The organism is Arthrobacter sp. NtRootA1, assembly GCF_019976975.1.
Lineage (GTDB): Bacteria > Actinomycetota > Actinomycetes > Actinomycetales > Micrococcaceae > Arthrobacter > Arthrobacter aromaticivorans.
The window spans coordinates 2,821,286-2,839,083 of the sequence record NZ_AP024630.1 but is presented as its reverse complement, the minus strand read 5'-3'; the positions used below and the strand labels follow the sequence as shown (position 1 = coordinate 2,839,083).

Genomic DNA, 17,798 nt, shown 5'->3' with positions numbered 1-17,798 from the left:
GACAAGCACCACGCGAAGGAGGCGCAGTTTCATGCTGAGCCGTATTGCCGAGTCACTCTTCTGGATCGGACGCTATGTAGAGCGGGCCGACGGCACTGCCAGAATCCTGGACGTGCACTTGGAGCGCCTGAACCATCTGCCCCTTGAAGAGCAGCGCAGTGTTGCGCGCGAACTCCTCGCCGTAATGGGCGCTAAACCACAAAGCGAAGACTTCGGCCTGCCCGAATTGCTGCATGCACTTGCCTATGACAAGCAGAGCGCATCCTCCATCGCGGGCTCGCTTGGCGCCGCACGTGAGAACGCACGCAGGGCGCGGGAGACCGTCTCGCAGTCACTCTGGGAAAGCCTCAACACCACGTATTACGGCCTCAGCCAGCATCGCAAGGACGTTGTGGGAACCTACCGTTTCTGCAACTGGGTCCTTGAGCGGACCGCCATGGTGCGCGGGCTGGCAGACACCACCGTCAGCCACGACGAGAGCTGGCTGTTCATGGTGCTCGGGCGTTCGCTTGAGCGTGCCGACATGACAGCACGCATGTTGTCCACGCGGGATGTGCAGTCCGCCGGAATGTCCTGGGTGAACATGCTGCGGTGTGCTGGCGCGTACGAGTCCTTCATCCGGACCCGGAGGGCCGCATTTGGCGACCAGCACGCAGCCGAGTTCCTGCTTCTGGACCGTTTGTTCCCACGCTCGATCGTCTACGCCCTGCGCGACGCGGACGAGTGCCTGGCAAAGCTGGATCCGTCAGCACAGCGGGTCGGCTTCATCAACGATGCCCGTCGGATTGTTGGGCAGGCCAGAACGTTCCTTGAGTTCCACAGGACCGATGACCTGATGTCCGAATTGCCCGAGCATATGGAACGTGTGCAGAAGGCCGTAACCCAGGCTTCCGACGCGATTTCCCGTAAGTACTTCAATCAGGCTGATGAGCACGCCTGGGTGGGAGAAGTTTCATGACCCGGCTGAGCATCGTCCACAAGACGGCCTACAAATACAACCGACGCGTGACGTTGTCCTACAACGAGGCGCGGATGACTCCATTGACGGACGGCCAGCAGGTTGTCTTGGAATCCTCGCTGAAGGTTTCACCCAACCAGGCCTCGGTCAGCACCTACCGCGACTACTGGGGCACGCGCGTCACTGCCTTCGATATGCAGATGCCCCACGAGAGCCTGGAGGTCCTTGCGACGGCCACGGTGGAAGTGCACCGCACCGAGCGCGTGGCAACCGAAGACGACATCGTGGGCTGGGACGTCATCGGCTCTGAGAAGATCCAGGACGAGTTCAGCGATTGGCTGCCCCAGTCCCGCTTGAGCGGTCCGGGTGAGGAAGTCCTCGGCATCATTCCAGGCGTGGTGGACGGTAAGAACCCCCATGAGGCCGCGTTGGCCATCTTTTCGTGGATGGCCGGCGAGATGACGTACATGAAGGGCACCACGGGCGTCACGACGAATGCCGAACAGGCGTGGACGCAACGCCAGGGTGTCTGCCAGGACCTTGCCCATTTGGCCATTGGCGCCTTGCGTAGCCGGGGCATACCAGCGCGCTACGTTTCGGGCTACATCCATCCGCGGTCCTCCGCTGACATCGGCGAAACGGTGGCCGGTCAGTCCCACGCGTGGCTGGAATGGTGGGACGGCGAATGGCGCAGTTGGGACCCCACCAACCACAAGCCCGCCGGCGACTACCACGTGACCGTGGCGAGGGGACGGGATTACCGGGATGTTCCGCCGCTGAAAGGCATTCTTTCCGGCGGTGGAGGTTCGGGCCTATCCGTTTCCGTGGAGATCACCCGCCTCGCATAAGTATTTTTCTTTACAGATATGGCCCCTGGAAGCATTCCTAGGGGCCAAATCTGTAAACTCATTCAACGATTCTTGATCTACCAGGGGGAGGGCTTGTAGTCCTTGAGGAACACCCCGTACTGGTCCTCGCCGTTCTCGCCCATCACGATGGGGTCGTACACGCGGGCGGCACCGTCCACCAGGTCCAAGGGCGCGTGGAACCCTTCTTCCATGAGCCGCACCTTGGTGTAGTGCGGGCGTTCATCGGTGATCCAGCCGGTGTCTACGGCAGTCATGAGGATGCCATCGGAATCCAACATTTCCTGGGCGCTGGTGCGCGTCATCATGTTCAAGGCGGCTTTGGCCATATTGGTGTGAGGATGTCCAGGACCCTTGTAGGCGCGGGAGAACTGCCCTTCCATGGCCGAAACGTTCACGATGTACTTTCGACGTGCCGTTGAGCGTTTCATGGCATCGCGCAGTCGGCTGACCAGCAGGAACGGAGCTGTGACGTTACACAGCTGCACTTCGAGCATTTCGAGCGGGTCCACCTCGTCCACTACCTGCGTCCAGCTGTTGATAGTGGCGAGGTCGGGGACCAGCCCACCGGCATCGATAGCCGTTCCGGATTCGATCCTGGCCAATGACGCCGAGCCGGTAGAGAGCGCCAGGGAAGTGATCGCGTCTCCGGCAAGGACAGGATGTTCGGTGACGCTGCTGGCCAGGGCCAGTGGATGCTTGTCATGGGCGTGGCCGAACGTGACCAGCTCGGGGCCTCCGTTGGCAGCCTCCAAGGCGGCCGGCAAGGGCTCGTCCTCGGCGTCTACCAAGGGCTTGTAGGCGTTGCCGGAGCGTCGCACGGTTTGCGCGGCATTGTTGATGATGATGTCCAGCGGGCCGGCCTTGTTCAGGGAGTCCGTCAGGGCCATCACCTGGGCGGGATCACGGAGGTCGATGCCAACGATCCGCAGGCGGTGCAGCCAATCCGCGCTGTCTTCCATGGCAGCAAACCGACGTGCCGCGTCTTTGGGGAAGCGTGTTGTGATGGTGGTGTGGGCGCCATCCCTGAGCAAGCGGAGCGCAATGTACATACCAATCTTGGCGCGTCCACCGGTTAACAAGGCATTGCGGCCCGTGAGGTCCGTGCGGGCATCACGTTTACTGTGGCTGGCTGCAGCGCACTCCGGGCACAGCTGGTGGTAAAACGCATCCACCTGCGTGTAGTGCTGCTTGCAGATATAGCAGGGACGGGAACGGATCAGGTGGCCCGCAACCTCGCCGGTGGCTGACGGAGCAAGCTTGTTGCCACGCGTTTCGTCGTCAATGCGGTCCGGCGCAGCTGTTGCGGTGAGGGCAATGACGGCACGGTCGGCTTCCGCTATCAGGTCCCGCTTGGTGACGCGGCGGTGCCGCTTGACGGCTTTGAACATCTTGCCCGTTGCACGGCGGACTGCGACGTAGTCCGGGTGCTCCTCGTCATAGACGTGGATTGTGGTCAGAACCTTGAGGCAGGCCTGGATCTCTTCAGGCGTCAGATCGGTGGAGCTCATTGACCTGATTTTACAGCCTTGGGAGCCTGAGGCCTGCCTCGGGTTCTACCAGCGCAGCCGGTGCCGGGCGGGAGCCTAGCGGCCGGCGCCCTGTGATGCTGCGTCTACTACCCGGGCCTGGATGCCGGCAGCTACCTTTTCTGCAGAATCCAGGATTTCGGGGTCATCCTGGGTGGCAGCCTTAACGGCTTCCGGCAGGCCGCGGCGGTACTCTGCGGACAACGCGAGCTCCTCCTCGCCAGGTTCAGGAACAAGCTGTCCCTTGGCAAGTACGGTGATCCCGGATTCGGTGACCTTGTAGCCACGGGCCTTGTCCAGCGCCGGGTCCAGTCCGATCGCGGCGCCGGCAGGGACCTTGACGTTCTTGTCCAGGATTGCCCGCTTGATCACTGCACCTTCGCCGACGCGGACCTTATCCATCAGTACTGAATCCTGGACACGGCTGCCCGCCTCCACGAAGACGTCGTTGGAGAGCACGGACCCTTCAACGATGCCGCCTGAGATGACCACACCGCTGGCCACGATGGAGTCCAGGGCGGTGCCCACCGTGCTGTTCCCGCCGCGGACAAATTTAGCGGGAGGGGAAATGCTCTGGCGGGTGTAGATGGGCCATTCGGAGTTGTAGAGATTGAAGACGGGAACGGGGGAAATGAGGTCAACGTGGGCGTCGTAGAAGGAGTCGATGGTGCCAACGTCCCGCCAGTAGGTACGGTCGCGTTCCGTCGCGCCAGGGATGTCATTAAGCGTGAAGTCATAGACGCCGGCCTCACCCTTGTCCACGAAGTAGGGAATGATGTCCCCGCCCATGTCGTGCTTTGTATCCAGGCGCTCGGCGTCAACATGGAGCGCCTCAACCAGGGCGTCCGCGTTGAAGACATAGTTGCCCATGGAGGCGAGGAACTGGGTGGGATCGGCCGCAAGCCCTGGCGTGCTGGCGGGCTTCTCCACGAATGCCGCAATCTTCTGGGGATCGTTCTGGTCAACTTCAATCACACCGAACTGGTTGGCCATGTTCAGCGGCTGCCGTACGGCTGCTACGGTAGCCTTCGCGCCGCTGGCGATGTGCTGTTCCACCATTTGTGAGAAGTCCATGCGGTAAACGTGGTCCGCGCCGACCACAACCACAATGTCCGGAGCGTCATCGTGAATAAGGTTCAGGGACTGGTAGATGGCGTTGGCGCTGCCAAGGAACCAGCTCTTGCCGACGCGCTGCTGCGCGGGTACGGAAGCTACGTAGCGGCCCAACTGCGTGGACATGCGCCAGGTCTCGGAGATATGTCGGTCAAGGCTGTGGGATTTATACTGCGTCAGAACGACGATTTTCAAATATCCCGAATTGACCAGATTCGATAGTGCAAAGTCAATAAGCCTATAGCCCCCCGCAAACGGAACCGCTGGCTTCGCCCGGTCCGCCGTCAAAGGCATGAGGCGATTGCCTTCGCCGCCAGCCAACACGATTGCCAATACTTTCTTCAACGCCATGGTCATAGCTCCCCGTACGTCTTCGTAGCCCCCAAAAGTCCGATTTTCCGGACCCTTTCACACTAGAACACATAAGCCGGAACGACTACGTTGGGTAACGTGCGAATAGACATTGTGACTAAAGAATTCCCTCCGGAAATTTATGGCGGTGCCGGTGTCCACGTTGCCGAGCTCAGCCGGGTGCTGGCGAAGCACGTGGATCTTCATGTTCGGGCGTTTGGCGCCCCACGTGATGCCGACTACCATGGGGCCACGGTGGCTTCCTACGGCACACCCGAGGACCTCGGCGACGCCAATGCTGCCCTCCAGACGTTGGGCGTGGATCTTCGGATCGTTCCGGACATTGCGGGAGCGGATCTCGTCCACTCGCACACCTGGTACGCGAACATGGCAGGACACCTCGCTTCGCTGCTGCATGGCATTCCCCATGTACTGAGTGCCCACAGCCTGGAGCCGTTGCGTCCGTGGAAGGCCGAACAGCTCGGTGGCGGCTATGCATTGTCCTCATGGGTGGAGAAGACAGCCTACGAAGCTGCCGCGGCGATCATCGCCGTATCCGATGGAATGAGGCAGGACATCCTGCGCAGCTACCCTGACGTTGACCCCGCCAAGGTCCGGGTGGTGCATAACGGGATCGACGTTTCCCTGTGGGAACGGGACGAAGAGGACGACGCCATCCGTGCGTTGGGCATAGATCCCGCCAAGCCAAGTGTGGTGTTCGTTGGCCGGAACACCCGCCAAAAGGGCGTCCCCTACCTGCTGCGCGCCGCTTCCAGCCTTCCCGCCGATGTTCAACTGGTCCTCTGCCTCGGTGCAGCTGACACTCCCGAATTGGCAGCTGAAACAGCACGCCTCATTGAGGAACTCCAAAGCAAGCGTGAGGGCGTGATCCTCATTGAGCGAATGCTGCCGCGCCGGGAACTCATCCAGGTCCTCAGCCATGCCACGGCATTCGCCTGCCCCTCCATCTACGAACCGCTGGGCATCGTGAACCTTGAAGCCATGGCTTGTGGCGCCGCTGTGGTGGCAAGCGCAACCGGCGGCATTCCAGAGGTGGTCCAGCATGGCGAAACCGGCTTGCTGGTCCCCTTGGAGCAGGTAACCGACGGTACGGGAACACCGCTGGACCCACAGAAATTTGTGGCCGACTTTGCTGCAGCCCTTAACGAGGTAGTGGCAGATCCAGCGCGCGCCCGCAAGATGGGCATGGCGGGACGGCGCCGCGCCGAGGAACACTTCTCGTGGGAATCGATCACTGAAACCACCCTTGAGGTATACCGCTCCGTTCTTAACTGAGCAGCCTTAGCTCAAAACCGTCCGGAAAAGCAGTGAAAACTACGACGGCGCCGCCCCCTTGACTGGGGACGGCGCCGTCGTGGTTTGGCCAAGCTTTCGATAAAGTTCACTGACCGGAAATCTCGTACCGTTAGCGGGACTTGGACGCCTTCAGTGCCAGCAGTGACTTCTCGTCCGCTGGCGCGGTGCCGCTGGCCCGCTCTTTACGGAAGTGGGTTCGGGCCTCATCCTGGCGGCTTGCTTCGGCGCCGGTCGCGATTGCTGCGCGCAGGTGCTCGGGTCCGTAGCCAAAGGCATCCACGAGGTCCAGCGCGTGGGGACGGATCTTGACCAGCAGCCGGTTGATGTACGTCCCCACGGTCCGGCCGCGTTGCATTGAGAGCCGGCCGTTCATGAGGTACCACGACAAGTGCTTCTCGATGAGCGAAAGCCCGAACAGATCCCGCAGCCAGGTGAGGACCCGCTTGGTTCCCTCATCGGAAACCTCCGCCAGTGCCTCCGTGAAAGCTTCCCACTGCAGGAGCTCTGCATGGGCTTGAGCGGCCTCGATGAGTTCATGCTGGTGCTGGTTGAACAGGGCTGCCGCCTGGTGCTGCGGCAGCTTGTTGGCGCCCTTCAGCGCCGCACCTACTTCGGCCACCATGGACTGCACGCGGTCCGTCAGCAGGGTCCGCTGGCCTTCCTCGTCGCGCAAAGCCAGTGCTGCTTTCTGCACCGAACCCGTGTCAGCTACGAACTGGGCAACCTGCCGAAGGCCCGTCCTGTGCAAGGCGACACCCGCGGCCTGGTCCACTACATACCGCGCAAGCACGCCGAAGTCTGCATTGCGGAATTCCTTGGCATAGTCGGCCAGTAGACGCTTGGCCACCAACTGCAGCAGGACGGTGTTGTCGCCTTCAAAAGTCACGTAAACGTCAAGGTCGGCGCGCAACGAGGCAAAGCGGTTCTCGATCAGGAAGCCTGCGCCACCACAGGCTTCGCGGCACTCCTGCAGAGTGTCCAGCGCATGCCAGGTGCTGAGGGGCTTCAGTGCGGCCGCCAAGGTTTCCAGATCCTGACGGTCGGCGTCGGTATCGTGGGCGCCGGAGAAAACGTCGTCGAACTTTTGCAGGAGCTGCTCGTGGGCAAAACTCGCAGCGTACGTCGTGGCAAGGCGGGTGAACAGGCGCCGCTGATGACGCTGATAGTCCAGCAGGACTTCTTCGTCAGTGGGTGAGGAAGCGTTGAACTGACGGCGCTCGGTGGCGTACTGGATGGCTGTCTTGAGCGCCACCTTGCTGGCCGCCACAGCTGCCCCGTCCAAGGAGACCCGGCCTTGGACCAAGGTTCCAAGCATCGTGAAGAAGCGGCGGCCCGGGCTCTCGATGGTTGATGAATACGTGCCATCGACAGCTACATCGCCGTATCGGTTCAGGAGGTTGGTGCGGGGGATACGGACGTCGGTGAAGTGGAGCCGGCCGTTGTCGATGCCGTTCAGGCCGCCCTTGATGCCATCATCTTCCCCGCCGATGCCTGGCAGGAATTCTTTGGTGGTGGGGTCGCGCAGCTCCACATAAAAGGCGTGCACGCCGTGGTTAATGTTTTTGGTTACCAGCTGCGCAAACACGACGGCGGCCAGGCCATCGTTTGCGGCGTTGCCGATGTAGTCCTTCCAAGCTGCCCGGAAGGGGGTGTTGATGACGAATTCCTGGTTCGCCTCGTCATAAGTGGCCGTAGTGGCGATGCTGGCGACGTCGGAGCCGTGGCCCGTCTCCGTCATCGCGAAACAACCCGGAATTGCCAGGCTCATGATGCCGGGGAGCCATTTGTCGTGGTGCTCCCGGGTACCAAGGTGCATGACAGCGGAGCCAAAGAGGCCCCACTGAACGCCGGCCTTGATCTGCAGTGACGGGTCGGCCGTAACGAGCTCTTCGAATCCGGCAACATTGCCGCCGTGATCATCCGAACCTCCCAGGCGGGTGGGGAACGCCCGGTGTACAGCATTGTTGTCCACCAGGAACTTCAATTGTTCAAACACGCGGGCCCGGTGTTCCGTGTGGTGGAGGCCTTCAATTTTGCGGACGTCGGGATGACCGGCTATTTGGCGGGCTTGGTGCCGGATGTGGGCCCATTTGCCCAAGAGCTGCTCACCCAGCGCTGCGACATCCACCACCGGGTCCGCAGCCCGCTTGCCGGATCCTCTGGTACCGGAGCCACTGGTGCGAATGGCCGCGTCCTCGCGGCCTGATGGTTGATGGGCTGATGAAGCCCGGACCACTACTTCAGTCATGTTGGTTCCTTCTTTTGGTTCTTACAACTGATGGATCACTTCTCATGTCAGTTGGCCGCTTTGAGTTCAGGAGCGATGCCCAGGCATAGCCAATCCGTAATGTGGCCGGCCATGGTTGCCTGGTTAGGCTTGCTGTCCGAGGCAGGGCTTCCCAGCCACATTTCACCGGCGTTCCGCACGAGCCCAATGGCGGCAGTGGGCCAGTACTCGATCAACGCCTCTTTTTCTGCGCCGAGGTACTGCCGCATAGGCGTGGCGATCATGTCGGTGATTTGTTCGAAGAAGTTTCCCAACGCGCCCGACGCCGCAATCGCATCCTGCGAGGAAGCTTCCCCGGGCGTCAACCGGGTGATGAACGCATAAACGTTGGGACTGGACTCCGCCATTTGCAGGTAAGCCGAAACCATGGCGTACAGCCCTTCGCGTGGTGTCTGCGCCAACTGGGCCGCTTCTTTCATGCGGCGTTGCATTTGCCCTAGAACTACTTCTCCCATGGCCTGTTGAAGGCCTGCCTTATCGCCGAAATAGCGGTAGTAGACCGACTTTGAGGTGCCCGCGGCACCGGCGATGTCTTCCATGGATGCTTCGCTTCCCAAGGCGTGCACAGCCCTGCGTGCTGCCTTGATGAGCTCGCGCCGACGCTCCTCGCGATGGCTCTGCCATCTGGCGGCACGCCCATCTACCGCAAGGTCCGGAACAGAGTTGCCGGACTCCACGGTGGCATCAACAGCACCCGTGCTGGAAGAGGCAGGTGCGTTCGGAAAATCTGTACGGCGACGGTTCACGATACCCAGCGTATCAGGTACGCTGGGTATCAGTAACTGGTATTCATCGAAGGAGTCAAGCATGGCTGCAGCAGACGCGCCCGCGGGCGAGAACACAGGTACCCCGGGCACGCACAACACGCACGCAGGTACAGACGGCTTCACAAGCGGAGAGCAGAGCAAGGGCGTCAAGGGGACGCGTGCTGCCGTGATCGTTGGGGGCAACCGGATCCCGTTTGCCCGCACGGGCGGCGCTTACGTGAAATCCTCCAACCAGGACATGCTTACTGCTGCATTGGATGGGCTGATCGCCCGCTTCGGGTTGCAGGATGAGCGGATCGGTGAGGTAGCTGCTGGAGCGGTGCTGAAGCATTCACGGGACTTCAACCTCACCCGTGAGGCTGTACTGGGTTCGGCGTTATCTCCAGAGACACCCGCGTACGACCTTCAGCAGGCATGTGCCACGGGACTGGAAACCGTGCTTGGGCTTGCAAACAAGATCAAGCTTGGGCAGATCGAGTCCGCGATCGCCGGTGGCGTTGACTCCGCGTCCGATGCCCCGATCGCCGTCAGCGAGGGGCTGCGGGAAATCCTGCTGGACCTCAACCGCGCCAAGACCTCCGTCCAGAAGCTGAAGGTCCTGGCCCGCATCCGGCCAAAGGATTTGGCCCCGGATGCTCCCAACACCGGCGAACCGCGTACTGGCCTGTCCATGGGCGAACATCAAGCGCTCACCACGGCACAGTGGAAGATCAGCCGGGAGGCGCAGGACGAACTGGCATTCAACAGCCACCGCAACCTCGCCGCCGCGTACGAGCGCGGCTTCTTCGAGGACCTCATTACTCCATACCGCGGCCTCAACCGGGACTCGAATCTTCGCGCAGACACCACGTTGGAGAAGCTCTCCACACTGAAGCCTGTCTTTGGCAGGAACCTGGGATCCGAGGCCACGATGACCGCCGGCAATTCGACGCCGCTGACCGATGGCGCCGCAACCGTCCTGCTTGCCACCGAAGAGTGGGCGGACAGCCGGGGCCTTCCCAAGCTCGCCACCGTCCTGGACGGCGAGGCGGCCGCCGTCGACTTCGTCCACGGCAAGGACGGACTTCTGATGGCGCCGGTCTTTGCCGTACCGCGCCTCCTCGCGCGCCATGGGCTGACTTTGGAGGACTTCGACTTCTTCGAAATCCATGAGGCTTTCGCCGGGACCGTCCTCAGCACGCTGGCTGCCTGGGAAGATGAAGACTTCGGACGAACGCGGTTGGGGCTGGACGGCGCGCTGGGAAAGGTGGACCGCACCAAACTCAACATCAATGGTTCTTCACTCGCTGCCGGGCACCCGTTTGCAGCAACCGGTGGCAGGATCGTGGCCTCCCTGGCAAAGATGCTCCATGACAAGGGAGCTGTGGATGGAAGGCCGGCACGTGGCCTGATTTCGGTGTGTGCCGCCGGGGGGCAGGGCGTTGTTGCCATTCTGGAAGCAGCCTAGGGGAGCGTGATGACAGACAAGTACGCCAAAATCGTCAGCAAGGGACTTGGCAAGGACGTCGCCAAAAGGCTCGGGCTGCCGCAGCCGGTTGAGCTGCGTCGACACCAGCCAGGCGCACCGCTTATCGATGGGCCGGTGCTGGTCAACGGCGACAGCCGCGGCGCGGATGACCTCGCCACCGCGCTTCTTGGTTGGGGCCTGGACGTCCGCCGTCATGCATTGCCCAAGGAAAAGCTCGGGGCCATGATTGTTGTCCTCGACGCCGTGCAGCACCCAGAGGACCTGGGCAAGCCCGTGCTCACGATTGGTGCTTCCTTGCGGGACCTTGCACCCAACGGACGGGTGATTACCCTCTCAAGAACGGCCGGGTCCGCATCAGGGCCCGCTTCGGCGGCTGCCCGGCAGGGCGTCGATGGCCTGCTGCGTTCATTGGCCAAGGAATTGCGCGCAGGCGCCACCGCCAACGGCCTTCTTCTCGATGAGGATTTGGCCACCACCAGTCCGTCCGCGCTGGGAGCCCTCCGGTTCTTCCTTTCCGGCCGCTCCGCCTATGTGGATGGCCAGTTCCTGACCATCAGCTCCTCGTCCGGTAGCTTGCCCTTTGACGCCGAAAAACCTCTTGCCGGCAAAGTTGCCGTGGTCACTGGTGCAGCGCGGGGTATTGGTGCCGCGATCGCCCGGACGCTACACCGTGATGGGGCCAAGGTTGTGCTGGTGGATGTCCCTGCCGCGGGGGATCATTTGGCGGCAGTGGCCAACGAGGTCCGTGGGACCGCCCTCCAGCTCGACATCACCCGTGACGACGCCGGTCACCGGATTATCGACCACGCGGTGGAACGCCATGGCAGGCTCGACGTCGTAGTCCACAACGCCGGCATCACCCGCGACCGGCTCCTTGCCAACATGGATGAGGGCCGCTGGCAGTCTGTCATCGCTGTCAACATCGCGGCGCAACTGAGGATCAATGAGGCCCTCCTGGCATCCGAGCACTTCAAGGAGAGGCCGCGCATCGTTTCGGTGGCATCCACCAGCGGCATTGCCGGCAACAGGGGCCAAACAAACTATGCCGCGTCCAAGGGTGGCGTGATCGGAATGGTGCGCTTAACAGCGCCGCTCATGGAGTCCTTCGGGGGGACGATCAACGCTGTAGCACCGGGGTTTATTGAAACAGAGATGACAGCCCGGATGCCGTTCGTCATACGGGAAGCCGCGCGTAGGGCCAACTCCCTCAGGCAGGGCGGCCAGCCCCGGGATGTGGCGGAAGCCATCGCTTTCCTGGCGAGCGATGCCGCGGGAGGAATCTCGGGCGAAGTCCTTCGCGTGTGCGGACAGCAACTGGTGGGAGCATGAGCAAACCACAGCCGGTCATCCTTGGGGAGCTGCCGTCGCTGTCCAAGCTCTACATGAATGCCGCGGCAACTGCCGCTCGCCGCCGCATTATGGGGTCATCTGCGGGGCAGGCGACACTGCCCGCCGTCAGCCACGAGGTCAAGGGAGTCCAGGCGGACGTCGCCAACCTGACCGCCTACCAGCACTTGCTGGGGGAGACCGCCAGCGACATCCTGCCAGCAGGATTCGTCCACGCGCTGGCTTTTCCGGTGTCCATGAGCGTGATGAACCGGGATGATTTTCCGTTGCCGTTGCTCGGGATGATCCACCTCAGGAACCATGTAGAGCAGCTGGTTCCCATCCAGTTCACAGAAGCCCTGGACATCCGGTCTTGGTCGGAGAACCTTTCGGGTCATCGCGTGGGTACGCAAGTGGATGTCATCACCGAAGTCCGCTCCAGCTCCTCAGGCGAGCTGCTGTGGCGGGGAATTTCCACGTACCTTGCGAAAGGGGTCTTCCTGCCTGGTATCGACAAGCCGGGAAACTCAAGCGGCTCCGGGGACAATGGCAACTTTTCCCCGCCGGACCCCACAGCCCTGTGGCAACTGGACCTGGACATCGGACGCAGTTATGCCGCCGTCTCCGGAGATTTCAATCCCATCCATCTGAGCGTGCTATCGGCCAAAGCATTGGGTCTGAGGGGATCCATTGCCCACGGCATGTACCTTGCCTCGCGAGCGTTGGCAGACGTCGGAGCGGTCAAGTCTGATGCCTTCATCTGGGACGTGACGTTTGAAGCGCCGGTGTTCCTGCCTGCCCGGGTGGCGCTGGACATATCCACCATCCAGGCGGAAACCGGGGCTTGGCAGCGTTCGGACTACGTGGCGTGGAACCCACGCAGCGGCCGGCGCCACTTTAGGGGGAGCGTGGCTCCATTGTCGTAGGCCCTCCATAAATCCTTAGGGGCGGGATATTCTCTTCAGACGGACCGCCCGTAGGAGGAGAGTCTTGCCACATGAACCAGATAAGTTTGTGCGTCTCGACCTACAACCGGGTTGATGATCTGAAGAGGTTGCTCTCCAGCGCTCTCGGCCAGGAACCCGCAATTCCCATCATCGTCTATGACGATGCATCCTCGGACGGCACTTCAGAGGTGGTCCGAGAGCAGTTTCCCGCCGTTGAACTTATTACGGGTCAGGAGAATGTCGGTTTGATCGCTGCCCGGAACATCTGCATCCGGGCAGCATCCACTCCATTCGTCCTCATCCTCGATGATGACGCGTACTTCACATCCGCCTCCACGGCCCGGCAAACCGTGGCCGACTTTTCATCGCCTGCAATTGCCGCCGTTGCGGTCCCCTTTACCGAGAACGGCGCCTTGATGCAGGGCGACCAATCAGGCGATACTGTTCAGCTGGCCCGGAGCTTTATCGGCGCGGCTCATGCTCTGCGCCGGGATGCCGTACTGGCCTGTGGCGGTTTGCGTGAATCCTATAGGTTCTATTGTGAGGAATCGGATTTATCGATTCGACTGTTGGCTTCAGGCCTCGTAGTCAGGCACGGAACCTCGGATCCGGTGGAGCACTGCCCGAATCCTGACCGTCACCCTCTACGTAGGCGCCAATTGCGCTGGCGAAGCGAACTTCGCTTCAAGTGGTGCCACACACCAACTTTGTGTGTGGTGCCGGTACTCGTAGGTCATGTGGGTCTCCTGCTCGTGAGGTCGGGGCAATTTGGTGGCCTTCGGGAATCTTTTCGGCTGTGCTATTCATCCTGCAGGGACGTCTTCATGTCGCGGTTCGAACGCAAAGGTGTGGATATCCGGACCTACCTCCTGTGGAGACGCCTTGCCAAGCTTCCCCGATTGACTCTGGACGCGACCGACCACGTTCTTGCCTTTCGACGTGCTCCTCAGCAGCGGCAGGCTCTGGGGCGCGGCATTTCGCTCAAGCGATGAGCCAGGAAAATTGGATTGGTGGGAGTGATGATCATGAGGGAACGCCACCTGACCGTACGGCGACAAGCGGCTGCATCCAGTGCCTCCATCTGGGCTGTGTTAGCGGATTTCGTGAACCTCGCCGACGTCTGGAACGGCCTAAGGGCATCACAATCGGTCGGTAACAAGACCCAAGGGCTGGGCGCCCGCCGTCAGGTACGCTTGTCGCCCGTCGGCTCGATGATCGAAACCATCACCGAATGGGAGGAAGGCCGCGTCCTCGCAACGAAGAACGAGCCGTCGACACTGGTGCCCTTCAAACAAGCCAACTCCAGGCTCGTCCTCCAGCCGGATGGCGAGGGGACAGCGATGGCCTTTGACTACCGTTATGTGCCCAGGGGTGGGCCGCTCGGCCGCCTGACCGGCCCTCTGATTGACAGAATGCTGACGGCGACCTTCGAAAGTATGCTGGCGGCGGTCGAGAAGGCTGCCCGACAAGGCAACTGAATGGTGATGCCGCCGTGCAGACCCTCAGCCTTATTCGAATATATGTTCTATTCTTAGTCCATGAGACCCAAGCAAGACTCCAAAGCTTTCGCCCGCATGATGTTGCAGACCGAGGCGGAGGCAAAGCACCCTAAACCTGACGATGGCAAGATCATCGAGCTGGAGCCGGGTGCCCAACCGCTTGTTCGTGTTGGTGAGGTGTATGGACGGGCGATCAAGTACACGCGGACCTATGGCCTCGTGGAGTGGATGGATGATCGGCGTGACTACCATGTGGAATGGTTTCCAGCCGGTCAGATCAAACGGGTGGCCCAGGAGTCATGGCGGGGCTGGCCGTTGGCGTAGTAAAACGCCACCCATGACTGGAAGGGGGTTATAGGACAAAACGTGTGTATTGGTTGGGCCTGCTTTCCAGCGCTGGCGGGCGAATTCCGGGATAGCTAAGCTTTTGGAGCTTAGGGTGGCTGGGGTGCTTGCATATCTGGGGAATGTTTGGTCTGCGGCCAGACGCTGGTACGGAACGGGAAAACGGCAGCGGGCAAACAGCGCTACCGGTGCCTGAACTGCGGGGCGAGCCGTTCCGGTCAACGTCCGGATGTCAGCCGTCGCGCTGAGCTGGAGGCGTTTCTTGGTTGGTTGTTAGGCACTTCAGGCCAGTCGTCGCTGACCATGTTCGGCACGGCCCGGTCCTTCCGACGGCGCACGGCCTGGTGCTGGAACATCGCCCCGCGCATTCCCGTGACCGGGGAGGTCCATGACCAGATCCAGGTCGATGGGATCTTTGTCGGGTCGTGGTGCTGCCTGATCGCTGTTGCCGGTGATTACGTGCTTGGCTGGCAGTGGTGCGACACCGAGAAAAAGGCCGCGTGGGCGGCGCTGCTGCAACGGTTCCCTGCCCCTCGCGTGGTGATCACTGACGGCGGTTCGGGGATCGCCGCAGCCCTGTCGGAGTGCTGGTCAGAAACCGCGGTCCAACGGTGTCTGGTCCATGTCCAACGCAATGTCCGGACCTACCTGACCAGCCGGCCCCGAACGGATGCGGGCAAAGCATTGCTGCGGCTGGGACGGGCGTTGACCAGGATCAAAGCCCCCGCCGAAGCAGCCGCCTGGCTCGCGGGTCTCAATGACTGGCATCAGGAACACGGGCATCTGGTCAAGGCCCGCACCTACCGCACCGCTACGGCCATGGCTCCGGGATGGGTCCGGGCCAACCAAACCTGGTGGTACACCCACGACAGACTCCGCAAGGCCTACCGGCTGCTGGAACGACTCGGCCAAGCCGGGACCCTCTTTACCTATCTGCAGGCTGAATACACCGGACTGGATATCGCCTCGACGACCAACCGGATCGAAGGAGGCACCAACGCGCAACTCCGATTGATCCTGCGGGCCCACCGGGGCATGAGCGAGGACCACCAAAAACGCGCCATCGAGTGGTACCTCTACCTCCACAGCGACCAACCCCGGCCCCCGGCGAAGCTCATCGAAAACCGGCACTACAAACCCGGCAGGACCAACGCCAGCACAACCACAGAACCGGAGCCCGGCCCCGAGATCTACAGCACCGGCCTCAGCCCCGATGAAGGCCTCTGGCACCGCGCAGGCTGGGCCGGACGATCATGACACACCCGGGATTTACACACGTTTTGTCCTATAACCCCTGGAAGGGGGGTCCAGTGTGCTTGAAGGCACAAAAAAAACCCCGGTTTCCCGGGGCCTTCTTTGTGCGCGGAGGGGGACTTGAACCCCCACCCCCTTTCGAGGACTAGCACCTCAAGCTAGCGCGTCTGCCATTCCGCCACCCGCGCAGGTGGTATTCAGAGAAGCCATTCCGCACCTTCCGGTGCTTCACTTTCCTCCGAAGCAGCGAGAAAAACTCTAACACGCTTTGAAGCAACTAAAAAATCGATGCTGGTCAGGACGGGTTGCAGGCCTCCAACGCGTGGCGGCGCCGGGAATTGCCCAACCGACGGCGCTTCCGGTGAGTAGGCTGGTGGAACACGGGACGGTAGAGCTGCGGGGTCCGCAGTGCGCGTCGCCGGCACCTGCAGCCCAGCCAACGCAAGGAGAATTTCCATGTCTGTCATCCGCCCCGAAGACGAAGTTGTCCGGATCTGCCAGGAGCTCATCCGGATCGACTCCTCCAACTTCGGCGACGACACGGGACCGGGCGAACGTGCTGCAGCGGAGTACACGGCTGGCCTGATCACGGAAGTGGGTCTCGAGGCCGAGATTTTCGAGTCTGCACCGGGACGTGCCAACGTCGTCACCCGCATGGCCGGGGAAGACCCCTCAGCTGACGCGCTGGTGGTGCACGGACATTTGGACGTTGTACCTGCCCTGAAGGATCAGTGGAGCGTTGACCCCTTCAGTGGTGAGCTGAAGGACGGACTGATCTGGGGTCGCGGTGCCGTGGACATGAAGGACATGGATGCCATGATCCTTTCAGTGATGCGGGACTTCGCCCGGACTGATCGCAGGCCCAAGCGGGACATCATTTTCGCCTTCTTCGCAGACGAGGAAGCTGGCGGCACTTATGGCGCCCGGTATGCCGTGGAGCACCGACGCGAATTGTTCGATGGGGCCACCGAGGCTATCTCCGAAGTGGGCGGCTTCTCCGCGACCATCGGCGGCCAGCGAACGTACCTGCTTCAAACTGCCGAGAAGGGCTTGTCCTGGCTGCGGCTGGTGGCCCATGGACGGGCTGGCCACGGTTCGCAGATCAATACGGACAACGCGATCACCCGGCTCGCGGCGGCCGTCACCAGAATCGGCGAATACAAGTGGCCCGTAGAACTGACTCCCACAACCAGGCAGTTCCTGGACGGCGTGACCGAACTTACTGGCGTGGAGTTTGATGCCGACAACCCGGATATCCTGCTCAAGGAGCTTGGCACGGTGGCCCGCTTCGTGGGAGCAACGCTGCAAAATACTTCCAACCCCACCCTGCTCCGCTCGGGCTACAAGCACAATGTCATCCCGGAATCGGCCGAAGCATTCGTGGACTGCCGCACGCTGCCCGGCCAGCAGGAACTGGTGTTCGAAACCATCAAGGAGCTCGCTGGGGACGGCATTGAGATCAGCTACGTCAACAAGGATGTCTCCTTGGAGGTGCCGTTTGCCGGCAACCTGGTGGACTCCATGATCGACGCCTTGCACTCCGAGGACCCGGGCGCCAAGGTGCTTCCCTACACCCTCTCCGGAGGGACCGACAACAAGTCCTTGAGCAAGATCGGCATCACAGGCTATGGCTTCGCTCCACTGATGCTGCCGGACGAGCTGGACTTCACAGGCATGTTCCACGGCGTGGACGAGCGAGTGCCGGCGGAGTCCCTGCAATTCGGCGCGCGCGTCCTCAGCAGGCTGCTGAGCAACTACTAAAACGCAATCT

At 61.7% G+C, this 17,798-nt stretch carries 15 protein-coding genes and 1 tRNA gene; 11 read left to right on the top strand and 5 right to left on the bottom strand.

From position 1 onward, the window contains the following. Positions 1-31: 31 nt before the first annotated feature. Both LDN90_RS12700 and LDN90_RS12695 read left to right on the top strand, forming a co-directional pair. On the top strand, positions 32-958 hold the full coding sequence (locus tag LDN90_RS12700; RefSeq protein WP_216925742.1) for an alpha-E domain-containing protein: 927 nt from the start codon (positions 32-34) through the stop codon (positions 956-958). Beyond that, complete coding sequence (locus LDN90_RS12695; protein ID WP_223946002.1) at positions 955-1,806, top strand: transglutaminase family protein; 852 nt, start codon at positions 955-957, stop codon at positions 1,804-1,806. Before LDN90_RS12700 ends, LDN90_RS12695 begins: the two co-directional genes overlap by 4 nt. Positions 1,807-1,883: 77 nt before the next feature. On the opposite strand, the gene LDN90_RS12690 is transcribed toward LDN90_RS12695, so the two are convergent. Beyond that, a complete protein-coding gene (locus LDN90_RS12690) occupies positions 1,884-3,335 on the bottom strand; it encodes an SDR family NAD(P)-dependent oxidoreductase (protein ID WP_223946000.1) in 1,452 nt (483 codons plus the stop codon). Positions 3,336-3,410: 75 nt separating this feature from the next. Then, positions 3,411-4,823 (bottom strand): glucose-1-phosphate adenylyltransferase, encoded by a 1,413-nt coding sequence (gene glgC / locus LDN90_RS12685; protein WP_216925739.1) that lies wholly within the window; start codon positions 4,821-4,823, stop codon positions 3,411-3,413. A 93-nt stretch (positions 4,824-4,916) separates the two neighbouring features. Between glgC and glgA the strand changes: the two genes are divergently transcribed. After that, entirely contained in the window at positions 4,917-6,113 is a 1,197-nt protein-coding gene (glgA, locus tag LDN90_RS12680) for a glycogen synthase (protein WP_216925738.1), read from the top strand. A 130-nt stretch (positions 6,114-6,243) separates the two neighbouring features. Here glgA and LDN90_RS12675 read toward each other — a convergent pair whose 3' ends face one another. Both LDN90_RS12675 and LDN90_RS12670 read right to left on the bottom strand, forming a co-directional pair. After that, positions 6,244-8,382: an acyl-CoA dehydrogenase gene (locus tag LDN90_RS12675; protein ID WP_223945998.1), complete on the bottom strand. Its 2,139-nt coding sequence runs from the start codon at positions 8,380-8,382 to the stop codon at positions 6,244-6,246. 47 nt (positions 8,383-8,429) lie between these two features. Beyond that, a complete protein-coding gene (locus LDN90_RS12670; protein WP_223945996.1) occupies positions 8,430-9,230 on the bottom strand; it encodes a TetR/AcrR family transcriptional regulator in 801 nt (266 codons plus the stop codon). Here LDN90_RS12670 and LDN90_RS12665 point away from each other — a divergent pair. The 7 genes from LDN90_RS12665 to LDN90_RS12635 all read left to right on the top strand — a co-directional run bounded on the left by LDN90_RS12665 (position 9,229) and on the right by LDN90_RS12635 (position 16,030). Beyond that, entirely contained in the window at positions 9,229-10,635 is a 1,407-nt protein-coding gene (locus tag LDN90_RS12665; RefSeq protein WP_223945994.1) for an acetyl-CoA C-acetyltransferase, read from the top strand. The two genes, LDN90_RS12670 and LDN90_RS12665, sit on opposite strands and share 2 nt — an antisense overlap. A 9-nt stretch (positions 10,636-10,644) precedes the next feature. Then, a complete protein-coding gene (locus LDN90_RS12660) occupies positions 10,645-11,985 on the top strand; it encodes a 3-oxoacyl-ACP reductase (protein WP_223945991.1) in 1,341 nt (446 codons plus the stop codon). Then, complete coding sequence (locus LDN90_RS12655; protein WP_223945990.1) at positions 11,982-12,908, top strand: MaoC/PaaZ C-terminal domain-containing protein; 927 nt, start codon at positions 11,982-11,984, stop codon at positions 12,906-12,908. Before LDN90_RS12660 ends, LDN90_RS12655 begins: the two co-directional genes overlap by 4 nt. Before the next feature lie 71 nt (positions 12,909-12,979). Then, entirely contained in the window at positions 12,980-13,921 is a 942-nt protein-coding gene (locus LDN90_RS12650) for a glycosyltransferase (protein ID WP_223945988.1), read from the top strand. A 33-nt stretch (positions 13,922-13,954) separates the two neighbouring features. After that, positions 13,955-14,407 (top strand): SRPBCC family protein, encoded by a 453-nt coding sequence (locus tag LDN90_RS12645; RefSeq protein ID WP_223945986.1) that lies wholly within the window; start codon positions 13,955-13,957, stop codon positions 14,405-14,407. Between the two features lie 60 nt (positions 14,408-14,467). Continuing rightward, the gene (locus LDN90_RS12640) at positions 14,468-14,752 is read left to right on the top strand and encodes a hypothetical protein (protein ID WP_223945984.1); all 285 of its coding nucleotides are present in this window, start codon (positions 14,468-14,470) and stop codon (positions 14,750-14,752) included. Between the two features lie 147 nt (positions 14,753-14,899). Then, on the top strand, positions 14,900-16,030 hold the full coding sequence (locus tag LDN90_RS12635) for an IS1249 family transposase (RefSeq protein WP_223945982.1): 1,131 nt from the start codon (positions 14,900-14,902) through the stop codon (positions 16,028-16,030). Positions 16,031-16,132: 102 nt separating this feature from the next. On the opposite strand, the gene LDN90_RS12630 is transcribed toward LDN90_RS12635, so the two are convergent. Then, positions 16,133-16,215 (bottom strand) — tRNA-Leu (locus tag LDN90_RS12630). Between the two features lie 268 nt (positions 16,216-16,483). On the opposite strand from LDN90_RS12630, the gene LDN90_RS12625 reads away from it, so the two are divergent. Further along, positions 16,484-17,788, top strand: coding sequence for a M20/M25/M40 family metallo-hydrolase (locus tag LDN90_RS12625; RefSeq protein ID WP_223945981.1), 1,305 nt, complete (start codon positions 16,484-16,486; stop codon positions 17,786-17,788). Positions 17,789-17,798: the final 10 nt, after the last annotated feature.

Excerpts from the sequence above, each read along its gene's own strand:
- LDN90_RS12665 (WP_223945994.1), top strand. The coding sequence starts at position 9,229 with ATGGCTGCAGCAGACGCGCCCGCGGGCGAGAACACAGGTACCCCGGGC.
- LDN90_RS12650 (WP_223945988.1), top strand. The coding sequence starts at position 12,980 with ATGAACCAGATAAGTTTGTGCGTCTCGACCTACAACCGGGTTGATGAT.
- LDN90_RS12640 (WP_223945984.1), top strand. The coding sequence starts at position 14,468 with ATGAGACCCAAGCAAGACTCCAAAGCTTTCGCCCGCATGATGTTGCAG.
- LDN90_RS12670 (WP_223945996.1), bottom strand. The coding sequence starts at position 9,230 with ATGCTTGACTCCTTCGATGAATACCAGTTACTGATACCCAGCGTACCT.
- LDN90_RS12655 (WP_223945990.1), top strand. The coding sequence starts at position 11,982 with ATGAGCAAACCACAGCCGGTCATCCTTGGGGAGCTGCCGTCGCTGTCC.
- LDN90_RS12625 (WP_223945981.1), top strand. The coding sequence starts at position 16,484 with ATGTCTGTCATCCGCCCCGAAGACGAAGTTGTCCGGATCTGCCAGGAG.
- LDN90_RS12675 (WP_223945998.1), bottom strand. The coding sequence starts at position 8,382 with ATGACTGAAGTAGTGGTCCGGGCTTCATCAGCCCATCAACCATCAGGC.
- LDN90_RS12690 (WP_223946000.1), bottom strand. The coding sequence starts at position 3,335 with ATGAGCTCCACCGATCTGACGCCTGAAGAGATCCAGGCCTGCCTCAAG.
- LDN90_RS12645 (WP_223945986.1), top strand. The coding sequence starts at position 13,955 with ATGAGGGAACGCCACCTGACCGTACGGCGACAAGCGGCTGCATCCAGT.
- glgC (WP_216925739.1), bottom strand. The coding sequence starts at position 4,823 with ATGACCATGGCGTTGAAGAAAGTATTGGCAATCGTGTTGGCTGGCGGC.
- LDN90_RS12695 (WP_223946002.1), top strand. The coding sequence starts at position 955 with ATGACCCGGCTGAGCATCGTCCACAAGACGGCCTACAAATACAACCGA.
- LDN90_RS12700 (WP_216925742.1), top strand. The coding sequence starts at position 32 with ATGCTGAGCCGTATTGCCGAGTCACTCTTCTGGATCGGACGCTATGTA.
- LDN90_RS12660 (WP_223945991.1), top strand. The coding sequence starts at position 10,645 with ATGACAGACAAGTACGCCAAAATCGTCAGCAAGGGACTTGGCAAGGAC.